Origin of the sequence: Nodosilinea sp. E11, from assembly GCF_032813545.1 — a bacterium.
GTDB lineage: Bacteria > Cyanobacteriota > Cyanobacteriia > Phormidesmidales > Phormidesmidaceae > Nodosilinea.
On the sequence record NZ_CP136520.1, the window covers coordinates 290,898 to 306,840 of the forward strand.

17 protein-coding genes are annotated in these 15,943 nt (G+C 49.8%); 6 read left to right on the forward strand and 11 right to left on the reverse strand.

Annotated features, from left to right (window positions below; genetic code table 11):
* Positions 1–157 precede the first annotated feature (157 nt).
* Entirely contained in the window at positions 158–319 is a 162-nt protein-coding gene (locus RRF56_RS03750; RefSeq protein ID WP_317036289.1) for a hypothetical protein, read from the reverse strand.
* Positions 320–495: 176 nt separating this feature from the next.
* On the opposite strand from RRF56_RS03750, the gene RRF56_RS03755 reads away from it, so the two are divergent.
* The 6 genes from RRF56_RS03755 (at position 496) to RRF56_RS03780 (ending at position 4,501) form a co-directional block, all read left to right on the forward strand.
* Positions 496–858 carry a hypothetical protein gene (locus RRF56_RS03755; RefSeq protein ID WP_317036290.1) on the forward strand — a complete coding sequence of 121 codons (363 nt, stop codon included), beginning with the start codon at positions 496–498 and terminating at the stop codon, positions 856–858.
* On the forward strand, positions 855–1,166 hold the full coding sequence (locus RRF56_RS03760) for a helix-turn-helix domain-containing protein (RefSeq protein ID WP_317036291.1): 312 nt from the start codon (positions 855–857) through the stop codon (positions 1,164–1,166). Before RRF56_RS03755 ends, RRF56_RS03760 begins: the two co-directional genes overlap by 4 nt.
* A 120-nt stretch (positions 1,167–1,286) precedes the next feature.
* Entirely contained in the window at positions 1,287–1,805 is a 519-nt protein-coding gene (locus tag RRF56_RS03765) for a hypothetical protein (protein ID WP_317036292.1), read from the forward strand.
* A 406-nt stretch (positions 1,806–2,211) separates the two neighbouring features.
* Positions 2,212–2,619 carry a hypothetical protein gene (locus RRF56_RS03770; RefSeq protein ID WP_317036293.1) on the forward strand — a complete coding sequence of 136 codons (408 nt, stop codon included), beginning with the start codon at positions 2,212–2,214 and terminating at the stop codon, positions 2,617–2,619.
* 416 nt (positions 2,620–3,035) lie between these two features.
* The gene (locus RRF56_RS03775) at positions 3,036–4,040 is read left to right on the forward strand and encodes a hypothetical protein (protein ID WP_317036294.1); all 1,005 of its coding nucleotides are present in this window, start codon (positions 3,036–3,038) and stop codon (positions 4,038–4,040) included.
* A gap of 5 nt (positions 4,041–4,045) precedes the next feature.
* On the forward strand, positions 4,046–4,501 hold the full coding sequence (locus tag RRF56_RS03780) for a hypothetical protein (protein ID WP_317036295.1): 456 nt from the start codon (positions 4,046–4,048) through the stop codon (positions 4,499–4,501).
* 84 nt (positions 4,502–4,585) lie between these two features.
* Here the strand turns inward: RRF56_RS03780 and RRF56_RS03785 are convergent, their stop codons facing one another.
* From RRF56_RS03785 to RRF56_RS03830, 10 genes are all read right to left on the reverse strand, one after another.
* A complete protein-coding gene (locus RRF56_RS03785) occupies positions 4,586–8,323 on the reverse strand; it encodes a tetratricopeptide repeat protein (protein ID WP_317036296.1) in 3,738 nt (1,245 codons plus the stop codon).
* Positions 8,324–8,333: 10 nt separating this feature from the next.
* Positions 8,334–8,765 carry a hypothetical protein gene (locus tag RRF56_RS03790; protein WP_317036297.1) on the reverse strand — a complete coding sequence of 144 codons (432 nt, stop codon included), beginning with the start codon at positions 8,763–8,765 and terminating at the stop codon, positions 8,334–8,336.
* An 877-nt stretch (positions 8,766–9,642) separates the two neighbouring features.
* Positions 9,643–10,188 carry a hypothetical protein gene (locus RRF56_RS03795; RefSeq protein WP_317036298.1) on the reverse strand — a complete coding sequence of 182 codons (546 nt, stop codon included), beginning with the start codon at positions 10,186–10,188 and terminating at the stop codon, positions 9,643–9,645.
* Positions 10,189–10,203: 15 nt separating this feature from the next.
* The gene (locus tag RRF56_RS03800; RefSeq protein ID WP_317036299.1) at positions 10,204–10,746 is read right to left on the reverse strand and encodes a hypothetical protein; all 543 of its coding nucleotides are present in this window, start codon (positions 10,744–10,746) and stop codon (positions 10,204–10,206) included.
* A gap of 565 nt (positions 10,747–11,311) precedes the next feature.
* Positions 11,312–12,052, reverse strand: coding sequence for a dienelactone hydrolase family protein (locus RRF56_RS03805; protein ID WP_317036300.1), 741 nt, complete (start codon positions 12,050–12,052; stop codon positions 11,312–11,314).
* Between the two features lie 164 nt (positions 12,053–12,216).
* Entirely contained in the window at positions 12,217–13,122 is a 906-nt protein-coding gene (locus tag RRF56_RS03810; RefSeq protein WP_410510531.1) for a helix-turn-helix transcriptional regulator, read from the reverse strand.
* Between the two features lie 8 nt (positions 13,123–13,130).
* The gene (locus RRF56_RS03815; protein ID WP_317036302.1) at positions 13,131–13,604 is read right to left on the reverse strand and encodes a cupin domain-containing protein; all 474 of its coding nucleotides are present in this window, start codon (positions 13,602–13,604) and stop codon (positions 13,131–13,133) included.
* Between the two features lie 88 nt (positions 13,605–13,692).
* A complete protein-coding gene (locus RRF56_RS03820) occupies positions 13,693–14,625 on the reverse strand; it encodes a hypothetical protein (RefSeq protein ID WP_317036303.1) in 933 nt (310 codons plus the stop codon).
* Positions 14,626–14,645: 20 nt separating this feature from the next.
* A complete protein-coding gene (locus RRF56_RS03825; RefSeq protein WP_317036304.1) occupies positions 14,646–15,035 on the reverse strand; it encodes a hypothetical protein in 390 nt (129 codons plus the stop codon).
* Positions 15,036–15,127: 92 nt separating this feature from the next.
* Entirely contained in the window at positions 15,128–15,931 is an 804-nt protein-coding gene (locus RRF56_RS03830; RefSeq protein ID WP_317036305.1) for a phytanoyl-CoA dioxygenase, read from the reverse strand.
* Between the last annotated feature and the right edge of the window lie 12 nt (positions 15,932–15,943).

Here is a 15,943-nt window from a genome sequence, read left to right on the forward strand (position 1 = left end):
TGGTACGAACAACTTTCGCTCGTTTCCGGCATAGTGCTGATAAGTTATTCCGAAATAGGAGCGATCTGACAAGGCTGAGTCCTGGATCCCGCTAAAGACACAGATGCTGCAAGTTTGATAGTGATGGCAGGCCTCGCTAAACCTCCTGTGGATGCGCCTAACCATCCATCCCGGCGGCATCCCTTGCCTCCAAGGCCTCCCTCAAAAGCATTTCAACCACAAACGTAAACGATCGCTGCTCTCTGTCTGCGATCACCTGAATGGCTTCCCTCATCGGGTCTGGCAGGTAAATGCTGGTCTGGCGCTTCTGGGTAGTCATAGCCACTCTATCTAGCTCTAGAGCAAGCCTAGGTGAAGCGTTGCGATTAAGGGTAATCTACTCTAATCTAGAGTAGATTACCCTTAATATAAATAAGCATGCCCGCTAGTCAAGTTACCTCAGCCTTGTTTGGCGGCCAGGCTGATCTTCGCCAGCACCCAGGAGTTGCCCTCCCTATGGCTCAACCCTTTCCACACCAACGATTACGCCAGCTTCTGGTAATCCATCGAGCCCCCTGGTATGCCTTTAACTCTGGCCACCTGCACCTCCCGTCAGCGACGGACTTGCCTACCGCCTTCCCCCAGGTTGAAGCGCCCCACTTTCACTACGGCGATCGCCTCCGCTGGATTCCCCATGGCAACGCGACCGATTGGGGTCTGGTAATTGGTCGGTTCTACAGCTACGCCCCCCACCGTCGCCGCTGGCAATGGTGCTACCTGATCTGGCTCGATCTTGCTTCCCCCAGTGCCGCCTGGGTTAGGGCCGATATTGCCTGGGAAGACGACCTCGACCCCTTTGATGAGGAGCCTATCCGATGAATCCCCGCCCCCTTTCTCCCCGCGAACAGCACCTAATTGAGCGGTACAGCTACTGCCAACTAGGCATGACGCCCCAGCGGTTTTACGCCAAGTGGCAGGTCAGCCAGGAAGATATGGCCGCGATCTGCTCCCGGTCGGTCTCAACGGTGCGGGGCTGGTTTCGCAAAGGTCGCAGCTATCGCCGCCCCACCCCTGTAGACCTGCGCCATCTCGCGCTAATGGATTTTTTGCTGGACAACTTTGACCAGATCCCAGCAGACCTACGGCAGGCTCTCTGCTCTACCGAGCAGGAAGACGATCACACCTAACCCAAAATTGTCAATATCACCGTGCTCTGTTTTGGCGAAGCTCCCTTGGCTAGGGTGGCATCAACTGCACTGAAGTGAAGCGTCTTGGAGGACAGTCAAGTGAGCCAAGGACACCGAGTGATGGCCGATATCAAACGCATTCGAGCAGCGCTGGCAAACCAGGGCGATCGCCTGCAAAAGTTGCCCCGGCAGGCTGTTTGGATTGTGCATCGCAAGAGTGGCAAGTCCTATCGGCTGACCTATCTCTCTATTCCCCTCAATGCCTGGGCTTTGTACCCAACTGATAGGGAAGCATCTGAGCTTTTATGCAAGATCGAGCGGGCATTAAACTCAAGGGTTACCGCTGCTGGGGAGACGATGGAGTCTGGCAAGAAATATGAAGTAGTAGAGAAGGAGCAACACTACTTGCCTACTCAGCAGGGCCATTCTTCTGTTGCCCATGCTCTTAATACACCGACAACTTACAGTCAGCAGCTACATCCTTGGTGCATCGTTCAACATCTACCTCAAATGCAACGTCGGGTCGTGGCTCGATTTCGACGTCGCAATGATGCTGACGCACATATGAAAGTTTTGTACCGTCTGTCTCCCCTCGCCCAATACAGCATTATCTTTGATATGGAGATTCCCATCGGCTGAGGCATTTACGCTCAGTATTACAGGTGTTACTAGTTCTAAGAACAGCGGAAGTGGGTTAACGCGATAGGCTGAAGTTACCCCTGGGTTTACAACGGACTGATTTTAGCAATAACACTGGCTGGGTGCCGATGGGCAAACGCCTCAAGATCGTTTTCGGACGATAGCCACTGATTTGTTCGCGACGAGCTGAGGCAGATCGGCTAGCAGCAGGCGGAACTTGCCTGATCCTATCCGCGCCCGATGGAATCAGGCTTTGTCTAAGGTGGTAGTGGAAGAGCTAGACGGCACAGTGATTCCGAGTCCTACCGCCTTCGCATTTGTTTATCCGGCCTTCTATGAGTTTTGACTGCTAGTTTATGTTCCCGATCTCGCTGCTGATTGCCACCATCGCCCTAACTAACATTGAGTGAGCTATTCAATGTGTTTGCCGGGGCGACTGCACGGTGCTAGACGACCTCCATCCAGCCACAGCCCAGGTGGCCTATCAGCGATTGCCACCAACCTCAACGCCGTGGCCCAGCACCAGCCGCCCCAACCGGCCCAGGTTTCCCTGCGCGGCACTCTGATCAAGCTGGGCCTGGCCGAGGGGGCGGCTAACTTGTTTGACCGCATTACCATCACCGGGCGCAGCGGTCACCTGCTTCGCCAGGGTACCTACCTGAGTCTGCTGCCCAACCCGGTGCACAATTTCAATGCCACCCTGAGCTGGCTCACCGATGAGCCAGCTCAGCGCCACACCCTGCCGCCCCCGGTACCGGAACCTAGCCTGCGTCAAGTCTACCGCGCTGGGCGGCGGGCAGTGCGCTGGGGCTAGCGGTGGCGGTGGGTGGGGGGTTGATGTGGCGGGCGATCGCCCCAGCCCAGTTTGAACGCCTCTGGCAACCCACCGGCATTCCATCGCTGATTGATCAGGTGGATGAGCAAGAATCGTAAAACGGAAAATATACGGATCTTTGTGGCCTTTCTATGTTGGAGAGGATTATTATGCAGGCTAATCGTCGCCTATATGCCCTAAAGGGTTGATTAGTGTGCGAATGTTTCACCTGTGTACCCCGTAGGCAGAATATAGTCAGATTAGTTTGATTCAACAAGTCGTTAGCCGGCTCTGCGTTCACTAGCTCATCCGTGAGATCTCAATAGGGTGGTAACCCTGCGAAAGTTAGATTATTGTGGGTTAGAGCGTATGCATGAGCTGTTTGCAGAAACAGGAAAAGTAATTAAAAATAAATCATGATTGGCTGTCTGAAGTTCTTTGGATTTTTCATATTAGGACTCATATACCTTGTATTCTTAAGGGTAGCTCCTCAAACTGCACTCATCTTGGGTGCAGTATCGCTGGCAGGATATTTTCTTTGGTCAAAACAGCAAAAAATCAAAGCGGCAAAAGAAGCTGAGGAAAAGCGGCAAAAAGCAATCATTTTGGCAAGACAGCGAGAGGATTTGTACGAATACGACTCGTCCATCCAGGCTTCTCATAAAAGGGCAACAAACAACATATTCGAACATCCCGGTGAGTGGGCTAAGTCAATTCAAGAACGCTTGGAGGATGCCCAGAAGCGCCTGGAAGATGCCAAAATAGTTTTTAATGATGACGTTGATAGACTAACTCAATATCGAAAGCAGTTGCAATTCGATCTGTTGCCAAGGTATGAAGCAGCTATTAAACCCTTCTTCAACGAGCTTATGCTTAGGGAGCAAGACATTCCGACTCCTCAAGAACTAAAGGTTGCTGTTGACTTCAGGTATCCAACTGATTTGCAGCCTGCCGCGATTGAGAAAGATTTAAAGAATGTGCTTCAAGGCTATTCTCAGAGCATAGTCCATTCTTTAAACGGCAAGAATCTTACAAAGCTTCAAAAATCAGATGCAGCATCGATAGCAATTACCACAGCAATTCATGCGATATCATACCTATTTACGACCTCCCAGCAGCGTACGAAACTGGAGAAAGTTCAAGCAGATGTTGATGCTGTGTGCGAGCAGATTAGCGGAGCAATAAAAACCTACGGAACAGCTTCTGAGGGAGTTAAACATACAAAGTTCGTTCATGAAGTAGCTGCAAATTATACAAATCGCAATCTTGAAACTGCTACTCACCTATCTCGTACTGGGCAAAAACTGTCTGACCTTGATGAGTCAGAGCAACGAGCAATCGAAGATTGTTACAGAGGAGGGCAGTCCTTAAAGAAAATTATGCAACAGGACGTGATCAAACCTATCAACAGGAGCAACTAATAAATATGGATGACCAAATTGTGCAAGGTAATCAATATCTAGAGCTTATTGATAATCCACAACTCCGTGAGTACGTTCAACTCGCTATGCAGATCGCTCCGATTGCCCATCAGACATTAGGATTGGTTGATAAATCTCTAGATTTAGTCAAGCAACTTGATGACGAAAAAACAACCCGACAGTTAATTCGAGAGAATGCTGAGAATCAACGAATAATAATTGAGCGCCGAATGGATCAGTTGGACGCCGAATTAAGCGCAGATTTGGAAAGCAGTAAAAAAGTTATTGACGATAGCATGAGAGTCTTTGAGTGGATGGTTCAAAATGGGTTAGTTGATGCGGCTATGATTATACATGAGCGTGTTATTAGTATGCTTTCAGGTCGAGCAAGCATTGCTGCTGGTAAGTACAATCAAAATAATCCTGACGGACAAGTAACGTTTTACACTGCTGAAGGTTAGTAGGTATTGCTGATTTCGAGGTTACTTGCTGCTTCTGAAAGGTGCTGTCATTCGACTGATTTAAAGACTGAAGATTATTGTAATTCATGGGTGGGTAAGAGCTTGCCTCACCCACTCTAACCTCTGTCGAGTATCTATTGTATCGGGATGTTCAGCCCCCAATTGTACTTCACGAACTTGAAGTACCTTTTGCAAAAGAGGTTCTACGTCTGCATAGCGTTCCTGGGAATAGTACAAAACAGCCAGATTGTTTAAGCCACTAGTAGTGTCTAAGTGGTCAGCCCCAAATTGCATTTTACGAATTTGAATTACTTTCAAATAGAGCATCTCTGCTTCTTCATAACGCCCTTGAGAATCATACAAAAGGGCTAGGCTATTGTGACTAGCAGCTGTGTCAGGATGATCTTTGCCTAATTGTATTTCACGAATTTGGATTGCTCGTAGGTACAATGTTTCTGCCTCTGCGTAACGCTCTTGGATGCGGTACAAATATGCCAAGTTCCCCAGAATAATAGCCTTATCAACATGATCCTCCAATTGCGTTTCATGAATCTGGATTGCTTGTAGGTAGAAAGTTTCTGCCTTCGGGTAATCGCCTTGATCTTGAGACAACATTGCTAAACTGTTCAAAGTGCTTGCAGTATCAGGATGATTTCCTAATTCTGTTTCTCGAATTTTAAGTGCTTTTAGATAGAGAGACTCCGCTTCCCGGTAACGAGCCTGAGTACGATAGAAATATGCCAAATTTGCCAAACTGATTGCAGTATCGGGGTGATCGCCCAATTGTGCTTCTCGAATCTGGAGTGATCGCACATAAAGAGGTTCTGCCTCCTCATAGCGCCCCTGAGCTTCGCATAACACTGCTAAATTACTTAGACTGGTGGCGACATTGGGATGATTTGAGCCTAACTTCTGCTCCCAGATAATAAGTGAGCGCCAATAAAGCTCTTCTGCTTCAATTAGTCGCCCTTGCTCTCGATAAATTCCCGCCAAATTATTAAGGCAGATAGCTATATTAGGATGGTCATCCCCTAACTGTTTCTCCCAGATAGTCATTGTCCGCTGAACAAACTGTTCTGCCTCGCTGTATCGCTCTTGTATCTGGTAAAGTTGTGCCAAATTGTTGAGGCTTGTAGCAATATGGGGGTAGTCTTGGCCGAACTGCTCACAAATAATCATTGCCCGCTGTAATAACTGTTCTGTCTCGCTGTAGCGTCCTTGAGCCTGGTAGATCACTGCTAGATTGTTAAGGCTTGAAACAATATGAGGATGGTCTTGACCCAGTTGCTGCTCCCAGATAGCCAGCGAGCGTAGCAAGAGAGGTTCTGCCTTGCTGTAACGCCCCTGTTCTCGATAAAAATTTGCCAAATTGTTAAGGATTAGAGCCACATTAGGATGATCTTGACCCAGTTGCTGCTCCGAAATAGCCAGTGAGCGTAGCAAGAGAGACTCTGCTTCACTGTAGCGACTTTGAGCCAGGTAAAGTGCTGCCAGATTATTGAGATTTAAGGCCACATTAGGATGGTCTTGACCTAATTGCTGTTCCCAAATAGTTAGCGATTGGAGAAAGAGAGGTTCTGCCTCACCATAGCGCCCCTGTTCTCGATAAAAATTTGCCAAATTGTTGAGACTTAGAGCCACATTAGGATGATCTTGACCCAGTTGCTGCTTCGAGATAGCCAGTGAGCGTAGCAAGAGAGGCTCTGCTTCACTGTAGCGACTTTGAGCCAGGTAAAGTGTTGCCAGATTGCTGAGATTTAAGGCCACATTAGGATGGTCTTGACCTAACTGCTGTTCCCAAATAGTTAGCGATTGGAGAAAGAGAGGTTCTGCCTCACCATAGCGCCCCTGTTCTCGATAAATGTTTGCTAAATTGTTGAGACTTAGAGCCACGTTAGGATGATCTTTATCTAACTGTTGCTCGTAAATAGTTAGTGCTCGTCGGCAAAACTGTTCTGCTTCGTCGTAGCGTCCTTGCTTGAAGTAGAGCATTGCTAGATTGTTGACGCTAGTGGCGACAAAGGGATCGTCACTGCCTACTTGCTGTTCTTCGACAGAAAGTGATCGAAGGAAGAGAGATTCTGCTTCGTTATGGCGCCCCTGATCTAGGTAAACTGCTGCTAAATTACTGAGAGTATAAGTAAAATCGGAGGGATCATTGCCCTGCTGTTCGCGGATAGAGAGCGAACGTAGGAGAAGAGATTCTGCTTCGCTATAACGTCCTTGCTCTCGGTAGAGAATTCCCAGCACGTTGAGGCTATTAGCGACAGAGGAATCGTCAATGCCTAACTGTTGCTCTCGAATAGAAAGTGATCGCAGGAGAAGAGATTCTGCTTCGCTGTAACGTCCCTGCTCTTTATAGAGACTTCCCAGACAGCCCAGACTAGCGGCAAAAGCAAGGTGCTCAGATCCTAGTCGAGCTTCTGTAGCAGTACAGCATTGTTGTAACCATGGTAAAGCCTGAGCATAGTCTCCTTGTCCTTCATAGAAACGGGCAATTCCAATGAAGAGCCAAGGCAAATCAAAATCTTCCACCCAGGGAGACAATGCGGTTGCGGCTTCTACCAAATGGGGAAGCCCTGGTGCCACCTCCTGAATCTGAGTTAGCGTGGGCGCGGATGGAATCACTTTTGCCACTTTAGCTAGAACCTGACATAGAGATTGTTTAATCTCGTCCATCTCTGCTATCTGCTCCCGCTTCGCCACAAAAAACTCCCGAAGCAGCTGGTGGAGTTGATACATCCCTACCCCAGTCTGCTGTAACAAGTGTCTCCCTAATAATTGCTCATCCCGCAGATCTTCCAGGTCTTCCTCCTCCCAGTTCGGTAGACAGGCTTCCACCACCACCCACGGAATCTCTGCCAGAGCAAACAGACTCAGCAATCCCGCCAAAGACTGCCCTGCAGTATTCAAAGTGCCCCAACTTAACTCAAAGGCAGTGACCACATTCCGAGAAACAGTCATTTCTGGTGCCGCTTCCTTCAAGGCTTTCGCCTCTAAGCTTTTAGCCTGTAACCGTTTCCACAGTGTTGCTAAAGATATATCTGATTTACGTGCCAAGTACCGCCCTACCAACTCTAAACCCAAGGGCAAATAGCCCAGCCACTCACAGACACGTTTAGTTTCATCAATCTGCTGGTTAATGCGTTCATCCATCACTAGCGAATGGAGTAACTCCAGTGCTGATGCCTCTGTCAGCACCTCCAATAGAATTGTTTTCACTGGAGATCCCAACTTTAAACGGGTTGTTAGTAGTACCCGAAATCGGGGTTCTGCAGGTGGCAAAACAGGTTTCACTTTGGGATAGTTCTGATCCTGCTCAGTGCTCTCATCATAATTCCAGACATCATCAAAAATGACGAGTACGTTTCCCTCACGCCAATGTCGCCAGCACCACCGCACCTTGTCGTCTAATTCCAACTCATCTGGCGGTAATAAATCTAAGGCTGTCCGAGCAAAGGAGACAATTTGTGTACTCAAGTCTTGTTTTTCCCCTGCTCGCAACCAACAAATACCCCCCGGATAAGTCTCTTTGTCAAGATGACAGTAGGCATACTGCAATGCTAATTCTGTCTTACCCACCCCTCCCATACCAGCAATCGCCGAAATCGGCACCTTTGTTTCCCGTTGTACCTTTTCATGCAACCTTTTCAAATCGGAATCGCGCCCGACGAACCTAGAAGTTCCATAGGGTAAGTTGTGGGGAATTCCTGTCGCAGAACGCTGTGAGGCAGCATGATAATGAACTCCACCAAAGAAATTTTGATTATTGTCGCCCGTCTCGACAGAGTAATTTTCGCCACTTTGATTGATTTGTTGCATAATTCGATTGCTATTTCGAGCCGTGGGTATGGGTACCGCCAAAAAAGTTGGTGTTGTCCGGTCCGGTTTTAGTTTGGTAGTTAGTGCCACCGTAGTTGGTTTGGCTTATGCTGCTATTGTCTTGAATCTGGTTTAACGTAATCTCACGGGCGATCACTCGAATCTCTTCAGCAAACTCGGGCGATTCATCCATCACCACATCCAGGTTTTTACCAATAGCCTCCACGGCTGCTTTATCGCCTTCCTCTGCTTTGACAAGTGCCTCATCCAGTTTTTTCGATTTCCCTTGCAACCTTGTCACGATCCTTTGACGGAGAGTGTCCATTTGGGTGATCGCCTCTGTAGTAAACTTTTTAGCTAGCTCACCCGCACCAGACTCGATAAACTTTTGGAAGGCAAGGGTAGCGATTGTGGCAGCAGTCAATGATAAAGGGTCAGTCATTGGTCAAACTCCAAGGCTAGGGCTGTATAATTTTTACGAGAGTATCATTAATACTATTGAAGCCTTTACACTTAGAATTAGGCAACATTGTCGGGCGAACTAACTCTTTTAACTTCTAGCCCAGTTTGTGCAGCCTGAGCCATCCGAATCTTTTAGGTTGAGGCAGACGAGGCTAAGGTGTTTGTTTTTATACCTTTACTGATGAGTGGCAGGTTAAGCTTTTCTAGATTCTGTCAAGCGCTAGATATGGTGGATACAAAAGCATCAAACTCTAGATGTGCATCTGGATGATCAGGACGCTTTAGTAAGTATTTACACTCAATAAAGCTCAATGCTTTATCGGCGGGGGTATTCAGAAAAACCTGAAACCTAGTTGACAAGTGTGTTCTTGTCTTAACCTGCCACCCATCCCTCTACCGCTAGCTAACAAGTCGCCGCACTGGAATGCTGAAGCTGGTCAATTGATTTTCAAAGATTGTCTATGTCTGGTGAACTTGGTTATCAGGTTGCAATGCTCAGCCAATTGGAGACTACAGTCTAGCTTCATCGACAATGGAGAAGTGTATCTGCGGGCTGCCTATGGTGCAGAAGGTAGGCCTGATCGAGATAGGCGCTGCTCCATCCCTGGTGTGTTGTTCAACTCCTCCCCCACATACAGCGACGCACCGTAGCCCGGTTTCGACGGCGCAATGATGCTGGTGCTCATTTGAAGGCCCTGCGGCGGCTGAGTCCCTCGGCTCAGTAGTACACCGTTATGTTTGTATGTTTGATCCAGCTCCATCTGTCCCCGGCTTCACTCACGAGGGGCAGGGGGAGGTGTTTGCTTGAGGGGATAGAAAAGCATCAAGCCGTTCCCAACCCTATTGAATGGCTAAGTTTAGATAGCGAGCGTGGGAACTGCCGCTTCTTGCCCCATCTGTAGAATGTCTTTCGCCATTGTTTGAGAGGCCACATTCGCGATCGCCTGCCAGTCCTCTGTAGTAAACATCTGGGCGAGCATAGCGATCGCCTCAGCCTGAATCACCTTCTGTTCGTTGGGTACCGCCTGCTCTCCCTCTGCCAACAGCATCTCAATCCAGGCCGCTTGTTCGGGGGTGAGATGCCTTAGGTGACCATATAAGCATTTTTGCGCCTCCATGTAGACAGCTTCTAGACTCCGCCCAAGCTGCCACGACTCTAACCACCTCTTCAACTCCGGCAACAAGATGGATAGCACGCGCACATACCACCGCTGCCGCTGCAAAGCTTCCGGCGAAGCATCCTTGAGTAACTCCACATAAGGTTGTAGGCCCAGACCAGCCTCAACCGGCCCTTCCTCACTGGCGTGCTCCGCATCTGCTTCTCGAACCCAAGCCTCGTCATTGAGCAAGTCCATCAGGTTGCCCGTTTTTCTCAGTTGCTCAGCCAGGATTGCATCATTCATAAGTGATTGGATGAGTTAGAGCGTTAAAGCGGCGTACTCGAAGTATACCAATCCGTCTTTGTCCGAGTCAGGGCCGTAGTCCGGCATATTGTAACGTCGATAAAAAGCTTCCGCGCCCGGTAGCGCATGGAGACCGATGCGACCACCGTAACCTAACTCCACACTGCGCTGACGGGCAAAGAGTACAAGTGCCCGTCCGACCCCAATTAGATAGGGAGGATCTTCGAGTAACCGGCGATTCCACGGCGCAGAGGCTAAGTATTCGACATAGACCAGAGGAAACCGTTGCGGCAACCAGGAACGGTGCCATTGCGTTTCGAGCAAAATGACGCCTTGAAGTAGCGCCTCAAACTCGATGCCGTAGGCCTCGTAGCGATCATCATTGACAGCCAGTCGTAGCTTATAGGCCCAGTCCCAACTGGCGTCAGACTGCTGTGTCTCCCGCAGAATGCCTTCCCAGATGTCATCGATTTGCCCGGCGTGCTCCTGAGTTAACAGGCCTATTGTCGCCGTGACGATATCGTCTGGGGGTTTCGTTAATCGAATGGGACGGTTCATGGGCATCACATCGGAATGCCCTAAAGCTTATCAAGGCCTGTTCCCAACTCCATCAGCGGGGAACGAGATAACCTCTCCCCCATGGCTCGTCTCGGTGGGGAAACCAAGCTGAAAAGACCGCATCCAATGCGAGCCATGGATCCAATAAAGCAAGAGCATTGATCTCAAGGCCTGCTTTCCAGCGGTGAGTTTCTGGCCAGCATTGAGCAATTTTGGATCGAAAATGGATCGAAGGCTTTTTTGCAAAGTCTACAACCCTTTTAGAACATAGACTTTAGAGTTCAGATATCTACCACCGCACAGCAGGTGTCACAGTATAAGATAAACCGCTGGCCGCTGGTATAGACACCGACGTTATTGTGGGAATGAGGTAATGTAGCCAAACGGACATTTCAACCAGAGAATGGGCGAGAGCTACTCTGAGTAGCGAGCTACCGACCGATCTACACTAACCGTCGTTGTGGGTTATGGTCATCTGTTGGTCTGTTGTATGCGATCGCACGCTGTCCCCGGTTCCTCCTTCATCAAAAGGAACGACCTTCTTTCCCCCTCCATACACCAGCAACTAGCACAACTCAGCCTGAAGAAACAGCGTTAATTTGTGCCATGCATCGATAGCAGCAGCGGCGTGGTAAGACTCGCGCTCGTGGCAGAAGAAGCCGTGAGTGGCTTCGGGGTAAAGCTTCAGCGTGTAGGCTTTGTCGAGTTGCTGAAAGCGGGCCTCGATCTGCTGGATGCGATCGCGCCCAATGAACGGATCTTGCCCCCCAAAGACCAGCAGCATCGGCACAGTGATATCTTTCACGGCCTCGATCCACTCGTCCAGCACCATGCCGTAGAAGGGGGCAGCGGCGGCAATCTCTGAGGAAAAGCGGCAGGCGGTTAGAAAGGTGAGTCCACCCCCCAGGCAAAATCCAGTCACACCAATGCGTTCAGCATCTACTGTAGGCAAAGCTTTGAGATAGGCGATCGCGGCCTTCAGATCCTGCTCAACGGGCTGACCAAAATCCAGGCGATACATAGTGGCCATCGCCTGATCGACCTCGTCATAGCCAAAGGTGATGTCTTCGCCCTCTCGGTAGTACAGGTTGGGAGCCAGCACCGCATAGCCCTGCTGGGCCAGGCGAAGGGCAATATTGCGAATATGACGGGTCAAGCCAAAGGCTTCCATTAGGAGCAAAACAGCGGGCAGGCGTTGGTCAAAGACCGGCCCTGAAGGGCGATCGCTCTCGGCTGGCTGGCACAAAAAGGCAGGCATTTGTCCGTCTGAGGTGGTAACGATCACTTCGGCACATTCAACAGGCATGGTTGGTTCTCCCACAAAACCTGTTGTCAGCCTAGAAATTGGACTGGGCCAGCGGCTAGAACAAAACCGCCCACCCTTGGGATATTCCTGCCATCCCAAGTCCAGCTCGGGATCTGTGGTTTTTCTACCGGCAGAACTCCACTTCTGGACTTGAATGAGGTTGATTAACGTTGACGAAACTGAGTTGGAGTGACACCCACTAAGCGCTTAAAGCACCGTGTCAGATGGCTCTGATCGCAAAAGCCGACCCTGACGGCAATTTCTGCCAGGCTGAGTTCGCTGTGGCGCAGCAAAACCTGGGCCTGTTCTACCCGCCGCTGCAAGATGTATTGATGGGGTGAGAGCCCTTCACTTTGCTTGAACGAACGGGCAAAGTAAGCCGGACTAATTTGGGCGATCGCAGCCAATTCCACCAGTTTCAACTCCTGATGCAGATTGGCATCAACATACTCCTTGACCTGCTTTCGCTTTGTTTTGGAGAGTCCACCGGCAATGCTAGAGAGCCGGGGCTGAGTCACACAGTAGTCACGCAGCAGATGAATGGCCAGCGAAGTTTTCAGATTATCCACCAGCAAGGAACTGCCCAGCCCTCCCGATACCACTTCCGCCTTCAGCGCTAAGACCAGGCTTTGAATGAAGCTGTCTGCCGTATCCATAAACTGAGGCAGAAGCTGAATGCGATCGGGGTTCACCCAATCTTGCCCCACGTGCTGAAGCAGAGCTGGTTCCAGCGCCAGCACCATGAACTGAGCTTCACTATCCCAGCTACAGCGGTGAGCAACGCCAGCGGGAATGATGGCGAGGCCGTGTTGGGGGCGTTCTTCCCGCTGGCGCTGGCCGTCGAGCCAGCGATAGCCCGTGGGGTTGGTAGCAGCATTGGGGAGACCGATCGCGATCGCGTGCAGGGTATGCTGATGCTCTGCCGTAGCGAATTTGGGCTGTTGGTATAGCTCCAGGTGAATGTCGTCCCATCCCCTGCTAGACCACACCGCTGGTCGAGGCAGCAACCCTTCAGCTGGGTTAGCCTCTCGGTGATTGAGCACAGTAACGGACTCTGACACGCGCGCCATCCTTTGGTCTATGGTGATGAAGGAGCTTTCATGACTGGAATATCGGGCTCATCGGTCCAGTAGTCAGTGGCTTCGAACTTACCAACCCCAGGAATAGACCGCGACAGCCATTTGTCGGAATCAGGGTAATAGCAAGCATCATAGGGAAGATTCTCACCCATCATCAAAATATCAACTGTCTCGTTGGTGTGGTTGTAAAACTGATGGGCGATCCGCTCTCCGCGAGGGAATGAGATGGCGTCACCTTCGTTCATTTCAACGGTAGTCTCGCCGTACCGCAACAGGGCCTTGCCTTTAAGAATTAGGCAAAATTCGTCTTCATGGACATGGTAATGAAGTGGACAGGATAGGCTTTTGGGTTTGAGCCGTTCAACCACAACCCCAATGTGACCCTGTCGGCTATTCATTGAGGGCGTTAGCCGTTTAGACCAGCCGGTGTAATGTTCGGAGTGGTGGGCCTCTTTCCACTCTAGTTCGTTCATGTTCACAATCTTAGGGGTATCTGGCATAAATTTCCTGGTGACATAGAGTAACGATTGCTGTTGCGCTGACGGATTTGCCTACTCCTATTTATTCATGGGAATTTTCTTGTAGCACTTCCACTGTCGCTATAGCCCTGTAAACTCCAGACTGCTCTGCTGATGGCTCAATGGTCAAGGTACCCTGCCATGGTTGGCTAGCTTCGTCCTCTAACCTCCAAACTTTTTTAACGCTGCCATTAGTCTCTTCCCCGTAAGGACTCCATCCCGCTGATTCCCATTGAGCAGCATAGTGTTGAGCGATCGCCTCTGCGCTGAGTTCAGATTCAATTGTGGCGTCAACTTCCACAAAAGAATACTCATTAGGTTTACTGCCGCTAGCGGAGCTGCCTTGCGGAGTGACAATAGCTCCCACTGGAGGACTCAGCAACGGCATCGGCGATTTAAAGTCTGGCGGTTGATCACTGGCGCGGTCTGATCGACAGCTTGAATGATCGTCGGTAATAGGAACTAAATTAAGATCTAAGTCGGTTGAGTTGTCTGCTTGAGAAGATGCCGATACAAAAATGCCCTGAGTCTTATCTGCGCTGCAAAAAACAAGCTGATTATCCAGCCGCGCAGCGCTTGGGATAAATCCAGCCAGGTCTCCTGCGATAGGCGTGGGCTCCTGCCAACCCTGCGATTTCAGTTGCTGTCTATACTGAGCAGCTACAACCTCAGGAGGTTGAGGAACATTTAATAAGACTCTATAGAGATCAACATCGAATCCTTCAACGCGGTAGACCATACTGGCAAGTACGGTAGCCTGGTCGGGCAATGGAAGTTGTATAGGAAGGTCGTTGGGCAACTCATAAAGGAGTATTTGTTGGACCTCTAGAAAATCTGAACTTAGCAAACGTAAAACAATTTCGGCTGGTATAACATCATCATCATTTTCCTGAATCTGTCCTAACACCGGGAGTTGGGCACTGTTAAGCAGTGCAGCAGTTAGAGTAAGCGGCACCATGAATCGGTCAAGACGCATGAGTCAAACCTCAAAAGTAATTAAAGCGGACGGTTCTGAGTGCCTTCGCCAGGAGTGACAAACAGCACTGAACTGGGAGCATGAACCTTGGCCGTGTGCCATACCTCCTGGGGTACAATCACAAATTCCCCAGGTATGCTCATCTGTACCTTTGTTTCCCCAGAATCTTGCTCTAAGATAAATTCGACCTGGCCTGAGAGCAGACAAACAAATTCATCGCCAGCCGGGTGCATTTCCCAGGTGTCCCAATCTTGGGTAAAGGTATAGTGGGAAATTAGCTGCTTTCCTTTAAAGTCACCGAATTGCCGTTCTAAGTCTTCAAAGAAAGTGGCATTCACCGGAACAGGAATGGCGCTGCCATTTTCATCCATCACAACATACGTTGAATTAATGCTAAAAAGATTATTCATAATTGAGTTGCCACGAAACAACGAGTGGTCTTCATCATAATTTTCCTAATGTAGCGTTAAGTGTCGTTGAATCAATGCTGATGATCAGACCCTCAGCTATTTTCGTCACCTAATGTTTCCAGAGCGTTGCGAATAGCTCGCTCAACGGGAACATAGGAGGAGGGCGATTTACCCGTAAGCTCAAATGGTCTAGCTGCAAAAAGAGGTGGTTGAGCCATGAATCGAGGTTGAGATTCACGGTTGATCTGAGCAGCATGAACTAGGAACGGGTGGCAGAGGTAGACTATCCCTGCTTCCCCTGTGGCGAATACTTCAGGGCACTGCGTCGTAGCACTCAGTTGGGCACTCAGCTGGGCAAACGATAACCCTTCTTCTCCAGCAGGTGCGAGAATCTGAGCTACTTCACGATGCGAGCTAGCTCGGATTCGGGTGGGGGCACTCTGCTCACCCACATCTGAAAACAGAAACAGCATTAAAAGGGCGCGATCGCGGGAATACACGTTGATGCGGTACGACATAAAATCGTTAGGGTCTGAGTCTTTACCCGCAAAGCTGGCATCCACATGCCAACCGGTATCCCCAGTGTCTTCGTTCGTCGGAAATCGCACCGGAAAAGACCCTAAACTGCGCCTCGGCTGCCAGTTTCCCTCACCCACCAGTTGATCGAAAGCCCGATGCAGTTGAGGGGTGTTAGCGGCCTCTACAAACGGTGCCTGAGCATATTCCCCCAGCCAGACTACGGGCTTCTGCCAGGTCGACTTGTCCTCAGGAGCGCAGCCAACATCGGCCCAAAGAATTTCTCGGCACTGGTCGGCGAGTTGACGAGGGAACGCCTGCTCGACCTTCACGTAGCCATCGTTGATAAATTGTTCAATTTGCTGATTTGTTAGGCTCATCGGTCAATGTAA